This window comes from Halomonas stenophila, from assembly GCF_014192275.1.
Taxonomy (GTDB): domain Bacteria; phylum Pseudomonadota; class Gammaproteobacteria; order Pseudomonadales; family Halomonadaceae; genus Halomonas; species Halomonas stenophila.
This window is the reverse complement of record NZ_JACHXR010000005.1, coordinates 223,975-241,113: the sequence shown is the minus strand read 5'-3', so window position 1 is coordinate 241,113 and position 17,139 is coordinate 223,975. Positions and strand designations below refer to the sequence as shown.

The window sequence follows — 17,139 nt, the reverse complement described above, 5'->3', positions numbered from 1 at the left end:
GCCAGGAGCCTGGGCCAGTGTGGCGCCCCCCGGAACAAGGCCGCAAACAGCATCGGTCCGGCCGACGCCGCGACTATAGGAAAAATCGATACTGCCCGCCCAAGGCGCATCACTGGGCCATTCGGCCCCGCAATGGGGCAGGCGACGGGGGTCAGAGGCCGTCGATGTGGGACACCACCCAGGGCAGGTGGCGCTGCAGTTCTCCACGGAAGCACCGCTGGAGCAGCCGCCGGCTGTCGCGGGCCAACCGGGCCGGCAGGCCGCCCAGCTCATCGCGCCGCGCCACCAGGGTCAGGTCCCGGCGCAGGGGGCCGGTAGGCAGGGGCACGGCCCGGACGTCGAGGCGATCCAGGCCGGCCTGGTAGAGGCACAGGGGCGTGGTGATCGTCCAGCCGGCGCCGCCGGCGACCAGGCTCAGCACCGCATAGGTGTTGTCCAGGTGCAGGCGAGCCGGCAGTTCCAGCTGGCTGAGTCGCAGGTGGCGCTCGATGGTCTGGCCGATCAGCGACTGGGGGGTATAGCGCACGAAGTCCAGCTGCCGCGACAGCCAGCGCAGGTTGTCGACCGGTCCCTGCCAGTCACCGGGCAGCACCACCACGAAGGGCTCGCCGAGGATGGCATGGCGCTCCAGGCCATCGTAGTTCTCCAGTCGGTCGTCGGAGATGATGATGTCCACGTGGCGCGTCAGCAGCGCATGGCCATGCATGTGCGAGAGCCCGGTGGTCAGGGTGTAGTCGGCGGTATGACGACGGATCACCTCGAGCAGCGGCTGGCCGACGGCGGTGGCCAGGGAGTCCACCAGCGCCATGCGCACCTGGTGCAGCTGGCCGAAGGCGCCGCCCTGGAGCTCGCGACGGGTGGCGCGGGCCTCCTGGAGCAAGCGCTTGGCCCGGTCATGGAAGAAGCGACCGGCCCCGGTCGCCTCCAGCGGCCGGGAGTGCCGGTCCAGCAGGAGCACGCCCAGGCCCTCCTCCAGGTTGGCCAGGCTCTGCGACACCGACGACTGCTTGAGCCCCAGGTGCTCGGCCGCGGCGGTCTGGCTGCCCCGCTCGAGGGTCTCGACGAAGATTTCCAGACTCCGCAGATCGAACCCGAACCCGCCTCGCATCGTCACCCCTCCCCTGGCCAGCCCTCAGGGAACTCCGCGCAGCCGGGCCTGTCAATCGCCGTCAACCGCCACCCACTCGGAGGGCAAGATGACACAAGCCGCAAGCGCCGCCCTGGCGCCCCCCCGACCCGCCTCGACCTGGACCGGCTGGGGCCAGTGGCTGGCGCTGGTCACCATGACCGTCGATCACCTGGCGCGCTACGTGGTCCCGGAGCGCTGGGGCCTGGGCTGGGCGGACGCCTCCCTGGGGCGGATCGCCTTTCCGCTGTTCGCCGCCATGGTCGCCTGGCACGGGCTCTTCAACACCCGCAACCCGCTGGGCTACGCGCGACGCATCCTGGTGATCGGCCTGGTCGCCCAGCTGCCCTACATGCTGATGCCCCGCGCGACGGACGGCCTGATCCTCAACATCTGCTTCACCCTGTCCCTGGGACTGACCGGCGGCACCTGGCTGCAGGCGCTGAGGGAGCGCCTCGCGCGGGGCGCCCTCGGCGGGCCCCGGCTGGCCGCCGAGGCCGGCCTCGCCGTCGCCGTCTGGGCCGCGGTCGGGCCCTGGGTCGAGTACGGCCACCTGGGCCTGCTGATGATCCCGCTCTACATGGTCGCCATGCAGGCCCTCCACGGCGCCGGTGACGGCCTCGGCGAGCGTCTCGCGGCCACCGCCATGGCCCTGCCGCTGCTGATGGTGGCCGGGCTGATGAACAGCTCCGACATGGCCAAGTCGTTCACCGTGGCCACCTCGCTGGCCGTCCTGCTGCTGGCGGCGGGCGCCCATGGCACCATTCCCCGCGTGCCGCTGGCCATGCCGCGCCGCCTCTGGCTGGCCTGGTATCCGGGCCATTTTGCGGCCATCGCCGTGCTGCTGCTGATACTGGGCCAGGCGGACTTTCCGTGAACCGTGACGCGCCGGGCGCCGTGCTACCGCGCGGCAGGGCGAGATCATGCGATGCTGAAGCGAGACGCCAGACAAGCGGCACTACCCGACAAGGGCGATGGGTGCCAGCACCGCCTGCAGGAATTCGAACCCCAGGCTAACCAGGATCAACAGCAGGAAGGTACCCAGCAGCGCCACCCCGGACCAGCGCCCCAGTACCTGCACGTCGCCTTGTGGCGCCTTGAACATGATCACCGCGATCACCCGCAGATAGTAGTAGAGCGACACTAGGGTATTGAAGGCGGCCACCACGGCAAGCCAGGCGTAGCCCGCCGCGATGGTCACCTCGAAGAGCAGGAACTTGCCGAAGAACCCCACCAGCGGCGGAATGCCCACCAGGGACAGCAGCGCAACGATGAGGGCGGCGGTCACCAGCGGCTGTCGGTGGGCCAGGCCATGATAGTGCGCAAGCTCGGTACGGCCACGCAGGTGGGTGACCACGGCGAAGGCCAGAAGATTCGCCACGGCATAGGCGGCGAGAAAGGCCAGCAGGGCCGGCAAGGCGGTCACACCGCGCCCCACCACGACGATGGCCATCAGCGCATAGCCGGACTGGGAGACGCTGGACCAGCCCAGCAGCCGCCTGAGATCCGTCTGCCGGAGCGCCGCCAGGTTACCGAGCGTCATGGTGGTCACCGAGATCAGCGCCACGATGACCGGCCAGGCCTGACTGTCGGGCAGCAGGGAGACGAAGCGCGCCAGCGCCACCGCCGCGCCGATCTTCGGTGCCACGGTCAGCAGGGCCGCGATGGGCGCCGGCGCGCCCTGAGCCACGTCCGGCATCCAGGCATGGGCCGGCACCGCGCCGAGCTTGTAGGTCAGCCCCATGACGATACAGGCCACCGCCACACTCAAGGCAAGCGGATCCACACCCGCCTGGAAGACCTCCGCGGCCTTGGCATAGTCCGTGTCCCCCACCAGGCCAAACAGGATCACCACCCCGATCACCAGCAGCGCATTGGCCAGGGCGCCGATCAGGAAGTACTTCATTGCTGCTTCCAGGGCCGGAGGAAAGCCGCGATGATAGGCCGCCAGCGGGTAGCTCGCTGCGGAGGACAACAGCACCCCCACCACCAGTTCCATGGCGTCATGGGCTGAGGCCATCATGATCATGCCCAGCAGCGAGAACAGGCAAAGCGCGTAATACTCGCCGTGACGCCGGTCGCTGCGCATCCAGTCCGGCGACAGGGCGACCACCAGGGCGCCGCTCGCCAGGATCAACAGCTTGGCGGCGATGGCCACGTCATCCAGCGCCCAGACTCCGGCAAAGGTCAGCCTGGGGGGCATGCCCCACTGTCGGGCACCGAGCCCCATCGCCACGACCAGGGTCACCAGGGCCAGCCACGCGGCCCCCGCTTGCCGGCGTTGCGGGGCGAAGGCCGCGAACAGCACGATGATCACGGCCCCCAGCAAGAGGACGAGCTCCGGCAGCAGATCACCGAGGGGCATCAGCGACCTCCGGTCAGCAGGGTACTGGCGCCCTCGATCACCTCGAGCAGGAAGCGTGGATACACACCGATGATCACGACGGCGAGCCCCAGCACGCCCAGCACCATCGCCTCGGCCCGGTTCAGTTCGGCGAAGCGACCGAGATGGGCCGGCAAGCGGCCGAAGAACAGCCGGCGCAGGAAATCCAGGAAGAGGCCGGCGGTGATCAGGATGCCCAGCACCCCGACCACGGCGAGCCAGGGATAGACGGCGAAGGTGCCGGCGAAGATCTGGAATTCGGCAACGAAGCCGGCCAGTCCCGGCATGCCGAAGCTGGCAAAGGCGACCAGCACCGTAAGGCCGGTCAACAGCGGCGCCTGATGGGCCAGGCCGCCGTAGTACGTCAGGTCGTATTCGCCAGTACGCTGCCAGAAGCTGCCACAGATCAGAAACAGCGCCCCGGTAATCAGGCCGTGGGCGACCATTTCCACCGTGGCCCCGGTCAGCGCCAGCTGCTTGGCCGCCAGGTTGTCGCTGACGCTCGCCGCCACGGCGATGCCCAGCACCGTATAGCCCATGTGGTTGATCGAGGTATAGGCGATGCGACGCTTGAGATTGCGCTGGCCCAGCGCCACCAGCGCGCCGTAGAGAATCGCCACCAGGGCGAGGATGGCCACCACCGGGGCATAGCGGGCGAAGGTCTCCGGCAGCATCGCCAGCGGCAGGCGTATCATGCCGTAGGTGCCCATCTTCAGCAGCACCCCGGCAAGAATCGCCGAGGCGGGCCCGGGGGCATCCACGTGGGCCTGGGGCAGCCAGGTATGCAACGGCACCAGCGGCGTCTTGATCGCCAGCCCCAGCATCAAGCCCAGAAACACCAGCCCGGCGTAGAGGCCGTCTCCGGCCAGGGGTTGTTGCGCGATGATCTGACGCATGTCGAAACTCGGCGACTCCAGCGACAGATAGAGGCCAATGATCGCCAGCAACAGCGCCAGGGAACCGGCGAAGGTGTAGAGGAAGAACGTCAAGGCGGACAGTTGTGGCTGGCCATGGCCCCAGCGCCCGATCAGGAAATACATGCCCACCAGGCTGAGATCGAAGAAGACGTAGAACAGCAGCAGATCCAGTACCACGAAGAGCGCCAGGGAGGTAGCCATCAGAAACAGCAGCCAGGCATAGTACTGACGCGGTTGCCCCTGGGTCTCCACCGGATAGGCGATGGCCGCCAGGAATAGCAGGGCGCTCATGGTCGCCACCACCAGGGCGATGCCATCCACCCCGACCCGATAGCCCACGCCGATGGAAGGCACCCAGGGGACGTCCAGCACATGCTGGAACAGAGGGCCGGCGGGGTCGAAGCCGATCCAGGCCCAGACCAGCATGGCCAGGGAAACGGCAGCGACCAGCACGCCGAATCCTCGCGCCTGCGTCTCACCCCACTGTGGGGCAATCATCAATGACACAGCCCCCAGCAGGGGGAGTAGCCAGGCGAAGGTGAGCATCACGACAGGTCTCCCAGCAGCAGGATAATCAGGACAAGAGCGAAGCCGATGGCGATAGCGGCGTAGTAATGATGGGACTGACCGGTCTGGGCCTGGCGGGCCCAGTGCCCGGCCTGTCCGATCGCACCGCTCAGGGAACCCGGCAGCCAGCGCGTCAGTGCTTGGTGCGAGTCGTCCTCCCAGGAAGCCGCGTTGTCGCGTCCGCGCACGCCGGCGTCGAGCAGCTCGTCGTCACCCCGCGCCAGCCCCAGGGCGGCGCATCTCGTCCGCGCCGCCAGGGCGTGGGTGCCCGCTTCCAGTTCGTCGTCGCCCCGCGCCAGCCCCTGGGCGGTGCGTCTCGCCCGTGCCGCCAGGGCGTGGGTGGCCGCTTCCAGCACCTCGCCATCGAAGCGCGCCAGGCTGGTGCCTAGCCTCACCACGGCCGTGCCGATATCACGGGTCAGGGGCACCAGCCCCCACCAGCGGGCCACGGGCCACGCCCACATCCATGCCTGGCCCCATCGCGTCAGCCCCCAGCCCAGGGCGATGCCCAGCACCACCAGGGCCAGGGACAGGACGAGCAGCCAGAAATGGCTGTCTACATGCGCCAGCCCCAGGCTCCCTCTCAGCCAGGACTGAGCCTCGGGCCACCAGAGCACGGACAGCGCCAGGGTCACACCGACCGCCGCCCCCACCGCCAGGCGTTCGGCCCAGTGGATTCGCGGCGGCCCCAGTTCGCGCCGACGGGAGCGACCGAACATGGCGAGCTGGAAACGGGTCGCGTAGAGCGCGCTCAGACCGCCGGCCAGGGCCACCCCCAGGGCCAGCCACAGCGACACCTCATAGGCGACGGAGACGATCTGCTCCTTGGTCCAGGCGGCCCCCAGGGGAGCAAGCCCCGCCAGCGCCATCGCGAGGATGGCGCTGAGCAGCGCCAGGCCCGGCAACCGGCTCCCCAGGCGCATATCCGCCAGCCGATAGCTTCCCGTCTGACGCTCGGCGACCCCGGTGACCAGAAAGAGGCCGGCCTTGAAGACGCCGTGGGCCAGGAAATGCAGGAGCGCCACCCCCGGATAGCCGATGCCAACCGCGACCCACATCAACCCGTACTGCGCCGAGGTGGAGGCAGCCAGCAGCTTCTTGGCATGGCCCTGGGCGGCGGCGACCAGCCCCCCGGCCAGGGCGGTACTCAAGCCGAGGGTGACGATGGCCGGCATCAGCCAGACCACGTCGGTGAGCGAGGGCTGCAGGCGTGCCAGCAGGTAGAAGCCCGCCGCCACCAGGGTCGCCGCATGCAGCAGGGCCGATACCGGCACCGGCCCGGCCATGGCAGCGAACAACCAGGCGGAGAACGGCAGCTGGGCTGACTTGGCCGCTGCGGCCAGCAGGATACCCGCCGCCGCCACCTGCATCAGGCCGTTATCCAGCCCCGAGAGTTGCTGGTAACCAAAACCCTGGCTTCCGGCGAACACCGCCCCCGCGGCGATATAGAGCCCCAGATCACCGAAGCGGGTGACGATAAAGGCCTGGATGGCCTCCCGGGGCGCGCTCGTGTCTTGCCAATGATGGGAAATCAACGCCCAGGAACAGGCGCCGATCAACTCCCATCCCACCAGCAGGGTCAGCAGGTCCTCCGCCAGCACCAGCAGCTCCATGGCCCCCACGAAGGCCACCATGATCGCCAGCAGGCGCCCCAGGGGCGGGCGTTCATGCGCCGCCGCGAACAGCAGGATGGGCAGCGCAATCAGCGGTACCGCCAGGGCGACGATACCGCTCAGCGGCGTCAACCCCAGTCGCAGGTCCAGCACCGCATTGAGCGCGTACCTCCCCCGCCAGTCATGAGCGATGGCCAGGGCGGCCAGCACCAGCACGGCCGCCACGCTCAGCAAGGCAAGCAAGGAGGGCCTCGCTCGCCCGCCACGACGACCACTGACGTAGATCAGCGGCGCGGCAAGCATCGGCAGCAGTGGCACCATCCATAGCATGATGACGGTCCTCGGCCTCAGTGTCTGAGGTCAGCAATGGCCTCGGTCACATCCGCCTGCTTGCCCCGGTAGACCGCCACCACCAGGGCGAAGCCCATGGCCATCTCGATGGCCATCACCGCCATCACCACGATGGTCAGCAGCTGCCCTTCCGGGGCGCCGGCGCCGCTCATCGCCCAGAAGCCCACGGCGGCAAGCATCACCCCATTGAGGATCAGCTCGAGCCCCATCATCAGCATCACGAAGGACTGCTGGGACAGGGCTCCGTAGATGCCGATTCCGATCAAGGCCGCCGCCAGCAGCAATACCGTGGTGAGTGTCATCGCATCTCTCCTCGTCTTGACCCGGGTTCGCTCAATGACAGTGGTGATGCCCACCGTCGTCCTCGTCGTCCTTCTCCGGCATGCCCGCCGGCTCGCCGCCGGGGTCGAGCCCCGGCGGCATCGAGCCCTCCCCCGCGTTGCCATAACGCCCGCGCTGGCTCGACAGGACCACCACCCCGATCATGGTGGCCAGGAGCACCACCGCGGCGGATTCAAAGATCAGCATGGACTCCCCGAGCAGTTCGTTACCCAGGGACTCGACCTCCTGCAGGTCTGCGGGCAGTGGCCGGTGGGGAAAACGCGCCAGCAGCGCCATGGCCGCCACGATGACAAAGCTGGCGATCCCCGCGCCGATGGCGAGCCTGTGCTGATGCACCATCATCATCGGGTTGAGCCCCGCCGGGTTCATCATGAACATCACCATGAACAGCGCCATGACCATCATCTCGACGCCCATCATGAAGAACATGGCCGCCCCCAGATACATGGCGGACAGCAGCAGCATGATCGCCCCCACGGCGATGAAGGAGAGCAGCAGGAAGAACGAGGCCCGCACCATGGAATCGGTGCGAAACACCCGCCAGCCCGTGTAGACGGCGAACAGCGCCAGCAGGATAAAGGCGATATCCACGGCCAGGGGAGGGTTCATGACAGCGCCTCCACGCCGGCCCAGATCAGATCGACGAAGGCCAGCGGCAGCAGCACCACCCACATCAGGCTGACGCAGTGCTCCGGGGTGAGCCTGGCGAAGGCGGGTCCCAGCCAGGCCAGCAGCGCCAGTACCGCCAGCATCTTGAACGCCACCCAGAGTGGCCCGGGCAGCCAGGGGCCCAGCCAACCGCCGAGAAAGGCCGCGGTCGCGATACCGCTGAAGGCCACCAGCATGGCGCTGCGGGCGAACTCCCAGACCAGCCGCTGGGCACCGGAGACATCCGCGCTGGTCCCGCCGGCCAGGTCCGTGGAATCTGCCAGATTGAAGGGGCCGCGAAAGGTGATGGCGAGACCGACGATCAGAAACAGCGGCAGGCCCAGGGGCTGGCGCAGCACATTCCACAGCTCCTGCTGGGAGATGATCACCTGGGTGAGCGCCAGGGACTCCGCGGGCAGCGCCACGCCGATCAGCACGAACATGCTGACCAGGATGTAGGAAAGTCCCAGGGCCACGTAACGGTAGGCACCGACCAGAGTCAGGTGAGTATTGGCTGACCAGCCCTGCAGAAAGATCACCACCGTGGCCAGCGCCTCGATGCTGCCCCACAGTACCAGGCTGGTGGCGATATCCGTGGCAACCCAGGCTCGCGACCAGGGCACCAGGGCCAGGCCGCCGGCGGCCAGGGCCAGGTAGAGCGCCGGGGCGAGCCGCCAGGCCCGCCCGTCCGGGGCCTCGGTGACGTTGGTATGCTGAATCAGCCACCACGCCCCTCGCCTCAGGGGCGCAAGCCAGAGGCCTGGCCCTCGCGTGAGGCCAAGGCCTCGCGCCACCAGGCCATCCAGCACCGCCAGCAGATAGGGCCCCAGCACGAGGGCCGCCAGTACCAGCGCCAGCGGCCAGACGAGCTGATCGAGGATCACGCGGCGCCCCCCATTTGCGTTTCTGCCCGCTCCTCGCGGGGCCAGGGAGAGAGCGCCGCCAGTTCCAGGCTGGCGAGACTCGCCAGGGCCTCGCCCCATTCGAGCCCGGGCAGCAGGTCTTCCAGCAGAGGGCTCGTGCCCCCGGGCCGCGAGTCGCGCCAGGCCCCGCGCGGGGTCTCCACCGCGTCGGTCTGGGCAGTACGCATGTCGTCGCGTTGGGCCCGGGCAGCGAGGTCGAACGCCTGGGCGATTTCCGCCAGCCGCTGGCGCCAGCGCGCCCGGGTATCGCCGGCCTGCTGGGTAATCGTGGCAAAGGCCAGGCGGCGATACCCGTCATCCTCGGTGCGCGCATCACGATCGATCCCCGCGGCCCGGGCGGCGAATCCGCCCAGACGCTCGGCCTGCTCCTGGCGGAGAGCTCCACGCTCCGGCAGATGCAGGGCGAAAAACCCCCGGCGTTTCATGCGTCGCTCGAAGGTCTTGAACCACTTGGCGAGAAGAGCGATGTCCCCTGACGGACACCTATCGGCCAGGCGCAGTGCGTCCCGGGCCAGACCCTCCAGGCCGGCCAGATGCAGGGCATGAAAGAGCGCCTGCAGATGGTGGCGCGCCCGCGCCCGTTCCAGTGCGGCGATGGCGACGGACTGTTCCCGAGCCTCGTGGAACACTGGCGCCAGGGCGCGGGGAAAGGGCGACGACTGGACGGAAAATTGCTGGATGATATCTCCCTGCAGGATCACCTCGGCCTCGAGCCCCGGGGGCCACAGGGGAAAGAAGGGCCCCAGGCGAAAGGTCAGGACGTCGAGGGCCAGGCCATCGCGTAGATCCTCCGTGGGTGGCATGGCCATGGGGCGCCCGTAGGGCACGCCACCCATCATGCCCTCTCCGCCATGGCCGTCGTCCCCCAGGCCTTGCCAGGGATGGGGCGGCGCGTCCGGCAACAGGCGGGGCGAGTGACCGACGGTGTTTCTCAGCAGGCTGCCATGGCTCTCCACCAGCGCCCCAGGCAGCGCATCCAGAGAATCCACCGTTGTCACCGCCGCCCGAGGCAACTCCACCAGCGGCGTACTGCGGTACCAGAGCGTGGTAAAAGGCGCGGGAAATTGATCATGCACCCGCCGCAACGCTTGCTGCATGGACGGTGGCACCCCCCCGGCCACCAGCAGCAGCGAGGCATGACGCGGGGAATCCACCAGCTTGATTTCGGGGCTCAACGCCAGCCGGTAAAGGGCCTCCTCGCCCCGCATCCCCAGGGCGGGAAACACCGGTACCGGGGCGCAGGCCGCCAGGCGCGCCAGCCAGCTCACTGCCATCTAAACACCCCCTCGCGCCAGCCATAGAGGATGCCCACGGACAGGATGGCCAGGAACATGCCCATTTCCATCACCGCCTTCATGCCCTGCGCCACATAGACCACCGCCCAGGGGTACATGAACATCATCTCCATCTCGAAGGCGATGAGCAGCAGGGCCATGGGATAATAGCGGACGTGAAAGCGGCTCCAGGCATGGGTATCCGGCAGGCCACCGCCCAGAAAGGGCGCACGTTGCGGGTAGGTGGGCATGGGATGATGGCGGCTCGGCCACCACTGCAGCAGCAGGCCGGCGCCGAGGCTCAGGATCAGGATGACGAAGAATAGGAGCAGCTCCATGTAACCCCCCGGCATGGTCGGCGTGTTCGGCCGCCTCCCGGCCGCACCAGCAGTTGCCTTTCAACAACCCTAGCAGAGTGACGCCGGGGGGATGCCGGGAGCGAACCCGAATGGCCGGCCTTCCAGTGGCCCGTGGCCGTCACTCCTCGAAGCTGAAGCGGGGCTCCGGCGCGTCGGGCAACAGGGCCGCGCAGGCCCGGACCTTCTCCAGCAGGGCGTCATGGGTCGGCGCCACCAGGTTGACATGGCCGAGCTTGCGGCCGGCTCGCTCGCTCTTGTCGTAGCGGTGCAGGTGGGCGTCCTCGATCGCGAGCAGCTCAGCCGGGTCGCCCTCCCGGCCGATGACGTTGACCATGCAGGTCGGCAGCCGTGCGGCGGTGTCGCCCAGCGGCAGGCCCTGGATGGCCCGCAGGTGGTTCTCGAACTGGCTGGTCACGGCGCCGTCCATGGTCCAGTGCCCGGAGTTGTGGACCCGGGGCGCCATCTCGTTGGCCATCAGGCCGCCGTCACGGGTCTGGAAAAGCTCCAGGGTCAGCACCCCCACGTAGTCGAGCTCGTCGAGCAGCGCGCGGATATAGCCGTCGGCGGTCTGCTGGATGGCCGCGTCGAGGTCGGGCAGGGGCGCCACCGAGTAGCGCAGGATGCCATCGACGTGGACGTTCTCGGCCATCGGGTAGAAGGCCACCTCGCCGTCGCGGCCGCGCACGGCGATGATCGACACCTCGCGCACGAAGTCGACGAAGGCCTCGACGATCAGCCGCGGATGGTTGATGGCATGCCAGGCGTCGGCGGCCTCGGCCGGGTCCTTTAGTACCGCCTGGCCCTTGCCGTCGTAGCCCTCGGTCACCGACTTGGCGACCACCGGCGTGCCCAGCTCCCGGGCCGCGGCCTCCAGCGCCTCGGCACTCTCCACCAGGCGATAGGCCGGGGTGGGGATGCCCAGGCGGTCGAACAGCGCCTTCTCCTCGGCACGGTTCTGGCAGACCCGGATCGCCTCGCTGGAGGGGTGCACGGGCTTGTGTTCCTCGATGGCCTGGACCAGCGACACCGGCAGGTGCTCGAACTCGTAGGTGACCAGGTCGACGCGCTCGAGGAATTCCTCGAGGTGGCGCCGGTCGGTGTCGATCATCACCTCGCCGATCCCGGCGCTGGGGTGGCCGGTGGTGTCGAGGAAGGTGAAGCGGTTGGCCAGCGGATAGCCCGCCAGGGCCAGCATCCGGCCGAGCTGGCCGGCCCCCAGTACGCCGATTTTCATCTTGGCTTCCTCACTCGTCTCTCGATCAGGGATTGGGACGCGGATCGGGATTGTCCAGCACCGTCCGGGTCTGCTCGGCGCGGAACGCCTCGACGGCGGCACGCACGCCGTCGTCCTGCAGCCCGACGATCTGGGCCGCCATCAGCCCGGCGTTGGTGGCGCCGGCCTTGCCGATGGCCAGGGTGCCCACGGCGATGCCGCCGGGCATCTGCACGATGGAGAGCAGCGAATCCAGCCCCTTCAGGGCCTTGGACTCCACCGGTACGCCGAGCACCGGCAGCGCCGTCTGGGAGGCCACCATGCCGGGCAGGTGGGCGGCCCCGCCGGCCCCGGCGATGATCACCGAGAGGCCGCGCTCGGCGGCGGACTTGGCATAGTCGAACAGCAGGTCCGGGGTGCGGTGGGCCGAGACCACGCGGGTCTCGTAGGGCACGCCGAGGCGCTCGAGCATGCCGACGGCATGCTCCATGACCGGCCAGTCGGACTTCGACCCCATGATCACGCCGACGCGTGGCGACTCGTTCGATGCAGGCATCCAGGGCTCCTCGAGAACGGGCAATGACGCCGCCCGCGGTCGGTGCCGCGGGCGGGTGACAAATTGGAAGGCCGCTATTCTAGCAGAGCCGTGCGGCGCCTACCTCTCCCCGACGCCCGGCGGCACGGGGGCGTCGTCGCCGGGAAGCGTCGCGGTCGGGCGACAGCAGGTTTCACCCTTCCTGCGCATTGGCTTGCTAGGGTCATGGTCAAGCGGTCACCGGGAACGCGACCTACCCTATCCACATGGATATCGTCCACAAGGACACCGTGCCGAAGGAGAACGACCATGAAACGCCATCTTTTCATTGCTGCCGCCCTCACGGGCACCCTGGCCCTGGCCGGCTGCGACAACGGTGAGGACACCGAGCAGGCCGCCCAGGACGAGACCACCAGCCAGGCCGAGCAGCCCCAGGAAGAGACCACCAGCCAGGCCGAGCAGCCCCAGGAAGAGACCACCAGCCAGGCCGAGCAGCCCGAGGAGGCCGAACAGCAGGCCAGCCAGACCCTGCAGGGCATGCTGGAATTCGCCGCCACCGAGACCCCGCTGCCGAAAGAGGCCGAGGTGACGGTGAGCCTGCGGGAAGTGGCCAAGGCGGATGCCCCCGCCACCGTGATCACCGAGACCACGGTGACGCCCGAGGACGGTGAGCCCGTCGAGTTCGCCCTCGACTACGATGTCTCGGCCGTGACCGCCGACCACGCCCACATCCTGCAGGCGACCCTGCGCGATGGCGACGACAACCTGCGCTGGACCACCAAGGAGCGCCACACGGTCGAGGTCGGCCCCGACGCCGAGCAGGGCCCCATCACCCTGGTGCTGGAGCCGGTGACCAGCGAGGCCGCCGGTGACGAGAACCTGCAGGAAGCGCAGCAGGACATGCTCCAGTCCGATGACGCGGCCGGCGCGTCCAGCGACACCGCCGACGAGGCCTCCGGCGAGAGCATGGAGGCGATCGACGAGCAGGCCACCGAGATGCAGGAGCCCGCCACCCCGAGTGAAGGCGACACGACCACCGCGACCCAGTAGGCCCGCCTATGATCAGGCCCCGCCCGGACCTCGGGGCGGGGCCTGTGCGTGGCCGCACCGGCGAGGCTAGCCGGCGGCCACCACCTCCCGCCGGCTGGCCAGCCAGTTGCCGACAAGCGCCAGCGCCATCACCGCCGCCCCGACTACCTCGGCGACGAGGCTCGGATAAAAGACCGCGACGATGGCCGGCAGCAGCACCAGCCGCACCGGTGCCGACATCCGCGTGAACAGATAGCCTTCCAGGGCCGCGGCGAAGGCGCCCAGCGCCAGGAAGGCGGTCAGCGCGCTCCACACCAGCAGCGGCAAGGGCCCGCCCATGATGATCTCCGGGTTGAAGACCATGAACAGCGGGATCAGGTAGAGCCCCTTGGCGAACTTCCAGGCCTGGAAGCCGGTGTCCATGGGCTTGGCCCCGGCGATGGCCGCCCCGGCGAAGCCGGCCAGCGCGATGGGCGGGGTGACGTTGGAATCCTGGGAGTACCAGAACACCACCAGGTGGGCGATCAGCAGCGGCACCCCGAACTCCGCGGTCAAGGCCGGGCCGACCAGCACGATCAGCACGATGTAGCTGGCGGTCACCGGCAGCCCCATGCCCAGCACCAGGCTGGCCAGCAGCACCATCACCAGCGCCAGCAGCAGGTTGCCGCCGGAGAAGGCCATCATCATCGCCGAGAACTTGAGCCCCAGGCCGGTCAGGCCCACCACCCCGACGATGATCCCCGCCACGGCACAGGCCATCGACACCGCCACCGCATTGCGGGCCCCGAGTTCCAGGCCGCCGACCAGCTTGACCAGCCCGCTCTTCACCGCCTCTCGCAGGGTTTCGCCGGTCACCCGCTGGCCCTCGCGCGGCGCGATGAACAGGAACCACACGGCGAAGCGAGCCGCCGCCACCGCCAGCATGGTGAGGATGGCGTAGTAGCCCACCCGCATCGGCGACATGTTCATCACCAGCAGCCAGACCAGCACCGCCAGCGGCAGCAGGAAGTGCCAGCCGGCGCCCATGACGTCGCGCATCTGCGGCAGCTCGCTCCGAGTCATGCCCTGCATGCCCTGCTTGAGCGCGATGATGTGCACGAACAAGTAGACGGTGGAGAAGTACATGATCGCCGGCAGGATGCTGACCTTGACCACGTCCAGGTAGGGCATGCGAGTGTACTCGGCGATCAGGAAGGCGCCGGCCCCCATCAGCGGCGGCATGATCTGGCCGCCGGTGGAGGCGGCCGCCTCGATGCCGCCGGCCTGGTGGGGCTTGTAGCCCAGGCGCTTCATCAGCGGGATGGTGAAGGCCCCGGTGGTCACCACGTTGGCGATGGCGCTGCCGGAGATCGAGCCCATGCCGGCCGAGGCGATGACCGCGGCCTTGGCCGGCCCGCCGCGCTGCCGCCCGGTGGCGGCATAGGCCAGATCGATGAAGAACTTGCCGGCGCCGGTGATCTCGAGGAAGGCGCCGAACAGCACGAAGATGAAGATATAGGTGGCCGCCACGCCCATGGGCAGGCCGAAAATGCCCTCCTGGCCCAGGTACAGCTGGCCGACGAGGCGATCCAGGTTGTAGCCGCGGTGCTCGAGGATGCCGGGCAGGAACTGGCCGAGCCAGGGCAGCTCGCCGCGGGGTCCGGCGAAGGCGTAGAGGATGGCCAGGATGCCGATGATCGTCATGCCGAGCCCCACCGCCCGCCGGCTCGCCTCGAGCACGGTAACGGTGGCGATGCAGCCGATCACGATGTCGGTCCGGCTCCAGAAGCCCGCACGGTTGATGATCTCGTCGAGGTACAGCACCAGGTAGCCGCCGGTGATCACCGCCCCGGCGAAGAACACCAGGTCGATCGCCCCGCCGACCAGTCCCCGTCGGTGCCGGGGGCCGAAGACCGGAAACATCAGGAAGGCCAGCATCATGATCAGCGCCAGGTGGATGCTGCGCTGGTAGAACAGGCCCAGCGGCTCGATGCCGGCGGAATACAGCTGGAACAGCGACAGCGTCACGGCCACCAGGCTGATCAGCCACAGCACCGGGCGCGAGTGCGGCGCCTGGCTACCGGGGACGATGGGGGAAGGACCCGCTTCGCTCATGGGCGTCTCTCTCGCGTCTCTCGCAAATGGGATATCCGGTCAGGGATTCGCAGTTTCCAGGGCTTCCAATGACACCGTCACGCGCGCATTGGCGGCCCGCTCGCTCAGGCTCACCACCACCGGGGCCGCCGATACGTCGGCGTAGCGCCCCGCACCGCAGTCCCGGGCCCCGTCCAGCAGGGCCGCCAGGCTCGGCTCGCCGTGGCGCACCAGGCGATGATCGACGCGTCTGGTGCCCACCCGCAGGCGGTAGTGATCACCGGGTACCGGCTCGTCGATCTCCTCGATCCAGTAGCCGCCCTCCCCATCGGAGACCTGGCGGCCACGCCCCGGAATGTGATCCAGGCCGGCGGCGAAGTCCGGCAGGTGGCTGCGCACGAGCACCATGTGCCCGCCCCGGTTGCGATAGCAGTCGTGAACGGGAAAGCCCTCCACGGAGTGGTTCCAGGCCAGGCACCAGCCGGCCCCTTCCGGCATCGGCAGCCGTACCAGGGCCTGGCCCTGGGCATCGCGGACCCGCAGCTCGTGGGTCGGACACCCGGCATCGGCCAGGGCCGGCGAGGCGATCCCCAGCATGCACCACAGCCAGGGGGCGAGCCAGGCGGCCCGCCCCCGGGTCAGCAGCGACATGTCGACGTCACTCAGGGACGCTGACGGTCGGCGATCTCGGCGCCCACTTCCTCGTAGTAGCGCAGCGCGCCGGGATGGAAGGCGATGGGCGTGGACTCGACGCTGAACTCGACGGTGGTGTCGTTGGCCGCCGGGTGGATGGCGATCAGCTGGTCGGTCTGCTCGAACAGCGTCCTGGTGATCTGGTAGGCCAGCTCCTCGTCCATCTCGCTGCTCACCGCCAGCACGTTGGGGATGCCGATGGTCTGCACCGCTTCTTCCATGCCCTCGTAGAGCCCGGCCTTGAGCTGGTAGGCGGCGAATACCGGCGACTCGGCCTGGGCGTTGGCGATCTCCTCCTCGGTCAGGCCGATCAGCCGGATGTCGCGGGTGGTGGCCAGGTTGAGGATCGAGCTGGTGGGCGGGCCGACGCTCCAGAAGCCGGCGTCGATGTCGCCGTCGCGGATGGCATCGGCGGTCTCGTTGAAGTTGAGCCGGCGCGCATCGATGTCGTCGTAGGTGATGCCGTTGGACTCCAGCACCGCCCGGGCATTGAGCTCGGTGCCGCTGCCCGGCGCGCCCACCGAGACCGTCTTGCCCTCGAGGTCGGACAGCGACTCGATGCCGGAATCCGCCAGGGTGACGATCTGCACGGCGTTGGGGTAGATCGATGCCAGCGCACGGATGTTCTCCAGTTGGCGGCCCTCGAAGTCGCCGGTGCCGTTATAGGCCTGGTAGACGGTATCGGCCAGGGCCAGCGCCAGGTCGGAGTCGCCGCGCCAGACCAGCCCCATGTTCTCCACCGAGGCGCCGGTGACCTCGGCCACGGCGTCGTAGCCCTCGACGTGCTCGCCGATCAGCTCGGCCAGGCCACCGCCATAGGGGTAGTAGGTGCCGCCGGTACCGCCGGTGGCGATGGACAGCTGCTGCTGGGCCAGGGCCGCGGGGGCCGCCACCAGCAGTGAGGCCGCCAGGGCATACTTGAGTGCTCGCATGAAGGATCCTCCGTCGCGAATCGGTAAGGCGTTGTCCTTGTTATGGACGAGGCTTTCGCTCGCCGCCAGGAAAGACGCTAGCAGCCCCCCGACGTCGGGGCCAGGTAATATTTCTACGTTCCCTAATACTTTCGGCAAAAAACCGACCCATCCCGGCTCGT

General features: G+C 68.7%; 16 protein-coding genes. 2 read left to right on the top strand and 14 right to left on the bottom strand.

Annotation, left to right across the window (positions count from 1 at the left end; translation table 11 throughout):
• Positions 1–151: 151 nt before the first annotated feature.
• Positions 152–1,108, bottom strand: coding sequence for a LysR family transcriptional regulator (locus FHR97_RS11180; protein WP_183383884.1), 957 nt, complete (start codon positions 1,106–1,108; stop codon positions 152–154).
• An 88-nt stretch (positions 1,109–1,196) separates the two neighbouring features.
• On the opposite strand from FHR97_RS11180, the gene FHR97_RS11175 reads away from it, so the two are divergent.
• On the top strand, positions 1,197–2,003 hold the full coding sequence (locus FHR97_RS11175; RefSeq protein WP_183383883.1) for a TraX family protein: 807 nt from the start codon (positions 1,197–1,199) through the stop codon (positions 2,001–2,003).
• An 81-nt stretch (positions 2,004–2,084) separates the two neighbouring features.
• Here FHR97_RS11175 and FHR97_RS11170 read toward each other — a convergent pair whose 3' ends face one another.
• From FHR97_RS11170 to purE, 10 genes are all read right to left on the bottom strand, one after another.
• Positions 2,085–3,491 (bottom strand): NADH-quinone oxidoreductase subunit N, encoded by a 1,407-nt coding sequence (locus tag FHR97_RS11170; RefSeq protein ID WP_183383882.1) that lies wholly within the window; start codon positions 3,489–3,491, stop codon positions 2,085–2,087.
• Positions 3,491–4,972, bottom strand: a complete 1,482-nt coding sequence (locus tag FHR97_RS11165) for a complex I subunit 4 family protein (protein WP_183383966.1) — start codon at positions 4,970–4,972, stop codon at positions 3,491–3,493. The genes FHR97_RS11170 and FHR97_RS11165 overlap by 1 nt, the downstream gene beginning before the upstream one ends.
• Positions 4,972–6,936, bottom strand: a complete 1,965-nt coding sequence (locus tag FHR97_RS11160; protein ID WP_183383881.1) for an NADH-quinone oxidoreductase subunit 5 family protein — start codon at positions 6,934–6,936, stop codon at positions 4,972–4,974. The genes FHR97_RS11165 and FHR97_RS11160 overlap by 1 nt, the downstream gene beginning before the upstream one ends.
• Before the next feature lie 17 nt (positions 6,937–6,953).
• Positions 6,954–7,259 (bottom strand): NADH-quinone oxidoreductase subunit NuoK, encoded by a 306-nt coding sequence (gene nuoK, locus FHR97_RS11155; RefSeq protein WP_183325259.1) that lies wholly within the window; start codon positions 7,257–7,259, stop codon positions 6,954–6,956.
• A gap of 31 nt (positions 7,260–7,290) precedes the next feature.
• A complete protein-coding gene (locus FHR97_RS11150; RefSeq protein ID WP_183383880.1) occupies positions 7,291–7,908 on the bottom strand; it encodes an NADH-quinone oxidoreductase subunit J family protein in 618 nt (205 codons plus the stop codon).
• Entirely contained in the window at positions 7,905–8,831 is a 927-nt protein-coding gene (locus FHR97_RS11145) for a complex I subunit 1 family protein (RefSeq protein WP_343065593.1), read from the bottom strand. The genes FHR97_RS11150 and FHR97_RS11145 overlap by 4 nt, the downstream gene beginning before the upstream one ends.
• Positions 8,828–10,144 (bottom strand): NADH-quinone oxidoreductase subunit D-related protein, encoded by a 1,317-nt coding sequence (locus tag FHR97_RS11140; protein ID WP_183383878.1) that lies wholly within the window; start codon positions 10,142–10,144, stop codon positions 8,828–8,830. The genes FHR97_RS11145 and FHR97_RS11140 overlap by 4 nt, the downstream gene beginning before the upstream one ends.
• Complete coding sequence (locus FHR97_RS11135) at positions 10,135–10,482, bottom strand: NADH-quinone oxidoreductase subunit A (protein ID WP_183383877.1); 348 nt, start codon at positions 10,480–10,482, stop codon at positions 10,135–10,137. Before FHR97_RS11135 ends, FHR97_RS11140 begins: the two co-directional genes overlap by 10 nt.
• 139 nt (positions 10,483–10,621) lie before the next feature.
• On the bottom strand, positions 10,622–11,737 hold the full coding sequence (locus FHR97_RS11130) for a 5-(carboxyamino)imidazole ribonucleotide synthase (RefSeq protein ID WP_183383876.1): 1,116 nt from the start codon (positions 11,735–11,737) through the stop codon (positions 10,622–10,624).
• A 25-nt stretch (positions 11,738–11,762) separates the two neighbouring features.
• Positions 11,763–12,272: a 5-(carboxyamino)imidazole ribonucleotide mutase gene (purE, locus tag FHR97_RS11125; RefSeq protein WP_183383875.1), complete on the bottom strand. Its 510-nt coding sequence runs from the start codon at positions 12,270–12,272 to the stop codon at positions 11,763–11,765.
• A 288-nt stretch (positions 12,273–12,560) separates the two neighbouring features.
• Here purE and FHR97_RS11120 point away from each other — a divergent pair, with 288 nt between their 5' ends.
• On the top strand, positions 12,561–13,301 hold the full coding sequence (locus tag FHR97_RS11120) for a YbaY family lipoprotein (protein ID WP_183383874.1): 741 nt from the start codon (positions 12,561–12,563) through the stop codon (positions 13,299–13,301).
• A 66-nt stretch (positions 13,302–13,367) separates the two neighbouring features.
• Here the strand turns inward: FHR97_RS11120 and FHR97_RS11115 are convergent, their stop codons facing one another.
• From FHR97_RS11115 to FHR97_RS11105, 3 genes are read right to left on the bottom strand one after another with little or no spacing between them, the layout of a single operon-like run.
• On the bottom strand, positions 13,368–15,374 hold the full coding sequence (locus tag FHR97_RS11115) for a TRAP transporter permease (protein WP_183383873.1): 2,007 nt from the start codon (positions 15,372–15,374) through the stop codon (positions 13,368–13,370).
• A gap of 39 nt (positions 15,375–15,413) precedes the next feature.
• Complete coding sequence (locus tag FHR97_RS11110; protein ID WP_246403951.1) at positions 15,414–16,004, bottom strand: DUF1850 domain-containing protein; 591 nt, start codon at positions 16,002–16,004, stop codon at positions 15,414–15,416.
• Between the two features lie 11 nt (positions 16,005–16,015).
• A complete protein-coding gene (locus tag FHR97_RS11105) occupies positions 16,016–16,978 on the bottom strand; it encodes a TAXI family TRAP transporter solute-binding subunit (RefSeq protein ID WP_183383872.1) in 963 nt (320 codons plus the stop codon).
• Positions 16,979–17,139: the final 161 nt, after the last annotated feature.

What these genes read in the sequence shown, in the direction of transcription:
- FHR97_RS11180 (WP_183383884.1), bottom strand. Translation starts at nt 1,108, where the DNA reads ATGCGAGGCGGGTTCGGGTTCGATCTGCGGAGTCTGGAAATCTTCGTC.
- FHR97_RS11175 (WP_183383883.1), top strand. Translation starts at nt 1,197, where the DNA reads ATGACACAAGCCGCAAGCGCCGCCCTGGCGCCCCCCCGACCCGCCTCG.
- FHR97_RS11170 (WP_183383882.1), bottom strand. Translation starts at nt 3,491, where the DNA reads ATGCCCCTCGGTGATCTGCTGCCGGAGCTCGTCCTCTTGCTGGGGGCC.
- FHR97_RS11165 (WP_183383966.1), bottom strand. Translation starts at nt 4,972, where the DNA reads ATGCTCACCTTCGCCTGGCTACTCCCCCTGCTGGGGGCTGTGTCATTG.
- FHR97_RS11160 (WP_183383881.1), bottom strand. Translation starts at nt 6,936, where the DNA reads ATGCTATGGATGGTGCCACTGCTGCCGATGCTTGCCGCGCCGCTGATC.
- nuoK (WP_183325259.1), bottom strand. Translation starts at nt 7,259, where the DNA reads ATGACACTCACCACGGTATTGCTGCTGGCGGCGGCCTTGATCGGAATC.
- FHR97_RS11150 (WP_183383880.1), bottom strand. Translation starts at nt 7,908, where the DNA reads ATGAACCCTCCCCTGGCCGTGGATATCGCCTTTATCCTGCTGGCGCTG.
- FHR97_RS11140 (WP_183383878.1), bottom strand. Translation starts at nt 10,144, where the DNA reads ATGGCAGTGAGCTGGCTGGCGCGCCTGGCGGCCTGCGCCCCGGTACCG.
- FHR97_RS11135 (WP_183383877.1), bottom strand. Translation starts at nt 10,482, where the DNA reads ATGGAGCTGCTCCTATTCTTCGTCATCCTGATCCTGAGCCTCGGCGCC.
- FHR97_RS11130 (WP_183383876.1), bottom strand. Translation starts at nt 11,737, where the DNA reads ATGAAAATCGGCGTACTGGGGGCCGGCCAGCTCGGCCGGATGCTGGCC.
- purE (WP_183383875.1), bottom strand. Translation starts at nt 12,272, where the DNA reads ATGCCTGCATCGAACGAGTCGCCACGCGTCGGCGTGATCATGGGGTCG.
- FHR97_RS11120 (WP_183383874.1), top strand. Translation starts at nt 12,561, where the DNA reads ATGAAACGCCATCTTTTCATTGCTGCCGCCCTCACGGGCACCCTGGCC.
- FHR97_RS11115 (WP_183383873.1), bottom strand. Translation starts at nt 15,374, where the DNA reads ATGAGCGAAGCGGGTCCTTCCCCCATCGTCCCCGGTAGCCAGGCGCCG.
- FHR97_RS11110 (WP_246403951.1), bottom strand. Translation starts at nt 16,004, where the DNA reads ATGTCGCTGCTGACCCGGGGGCGGGCCGCCTGGCTCGCCCCCTGGCTG.
- FHR97_RS11105 (WP_183383872.1), bottom strand. Translation starts at nt 16,978, where the DNA reads ATGCGAGCACTCAAGTATGCCCTGGCGGCCTCACTGCTGGTGGCGGCC.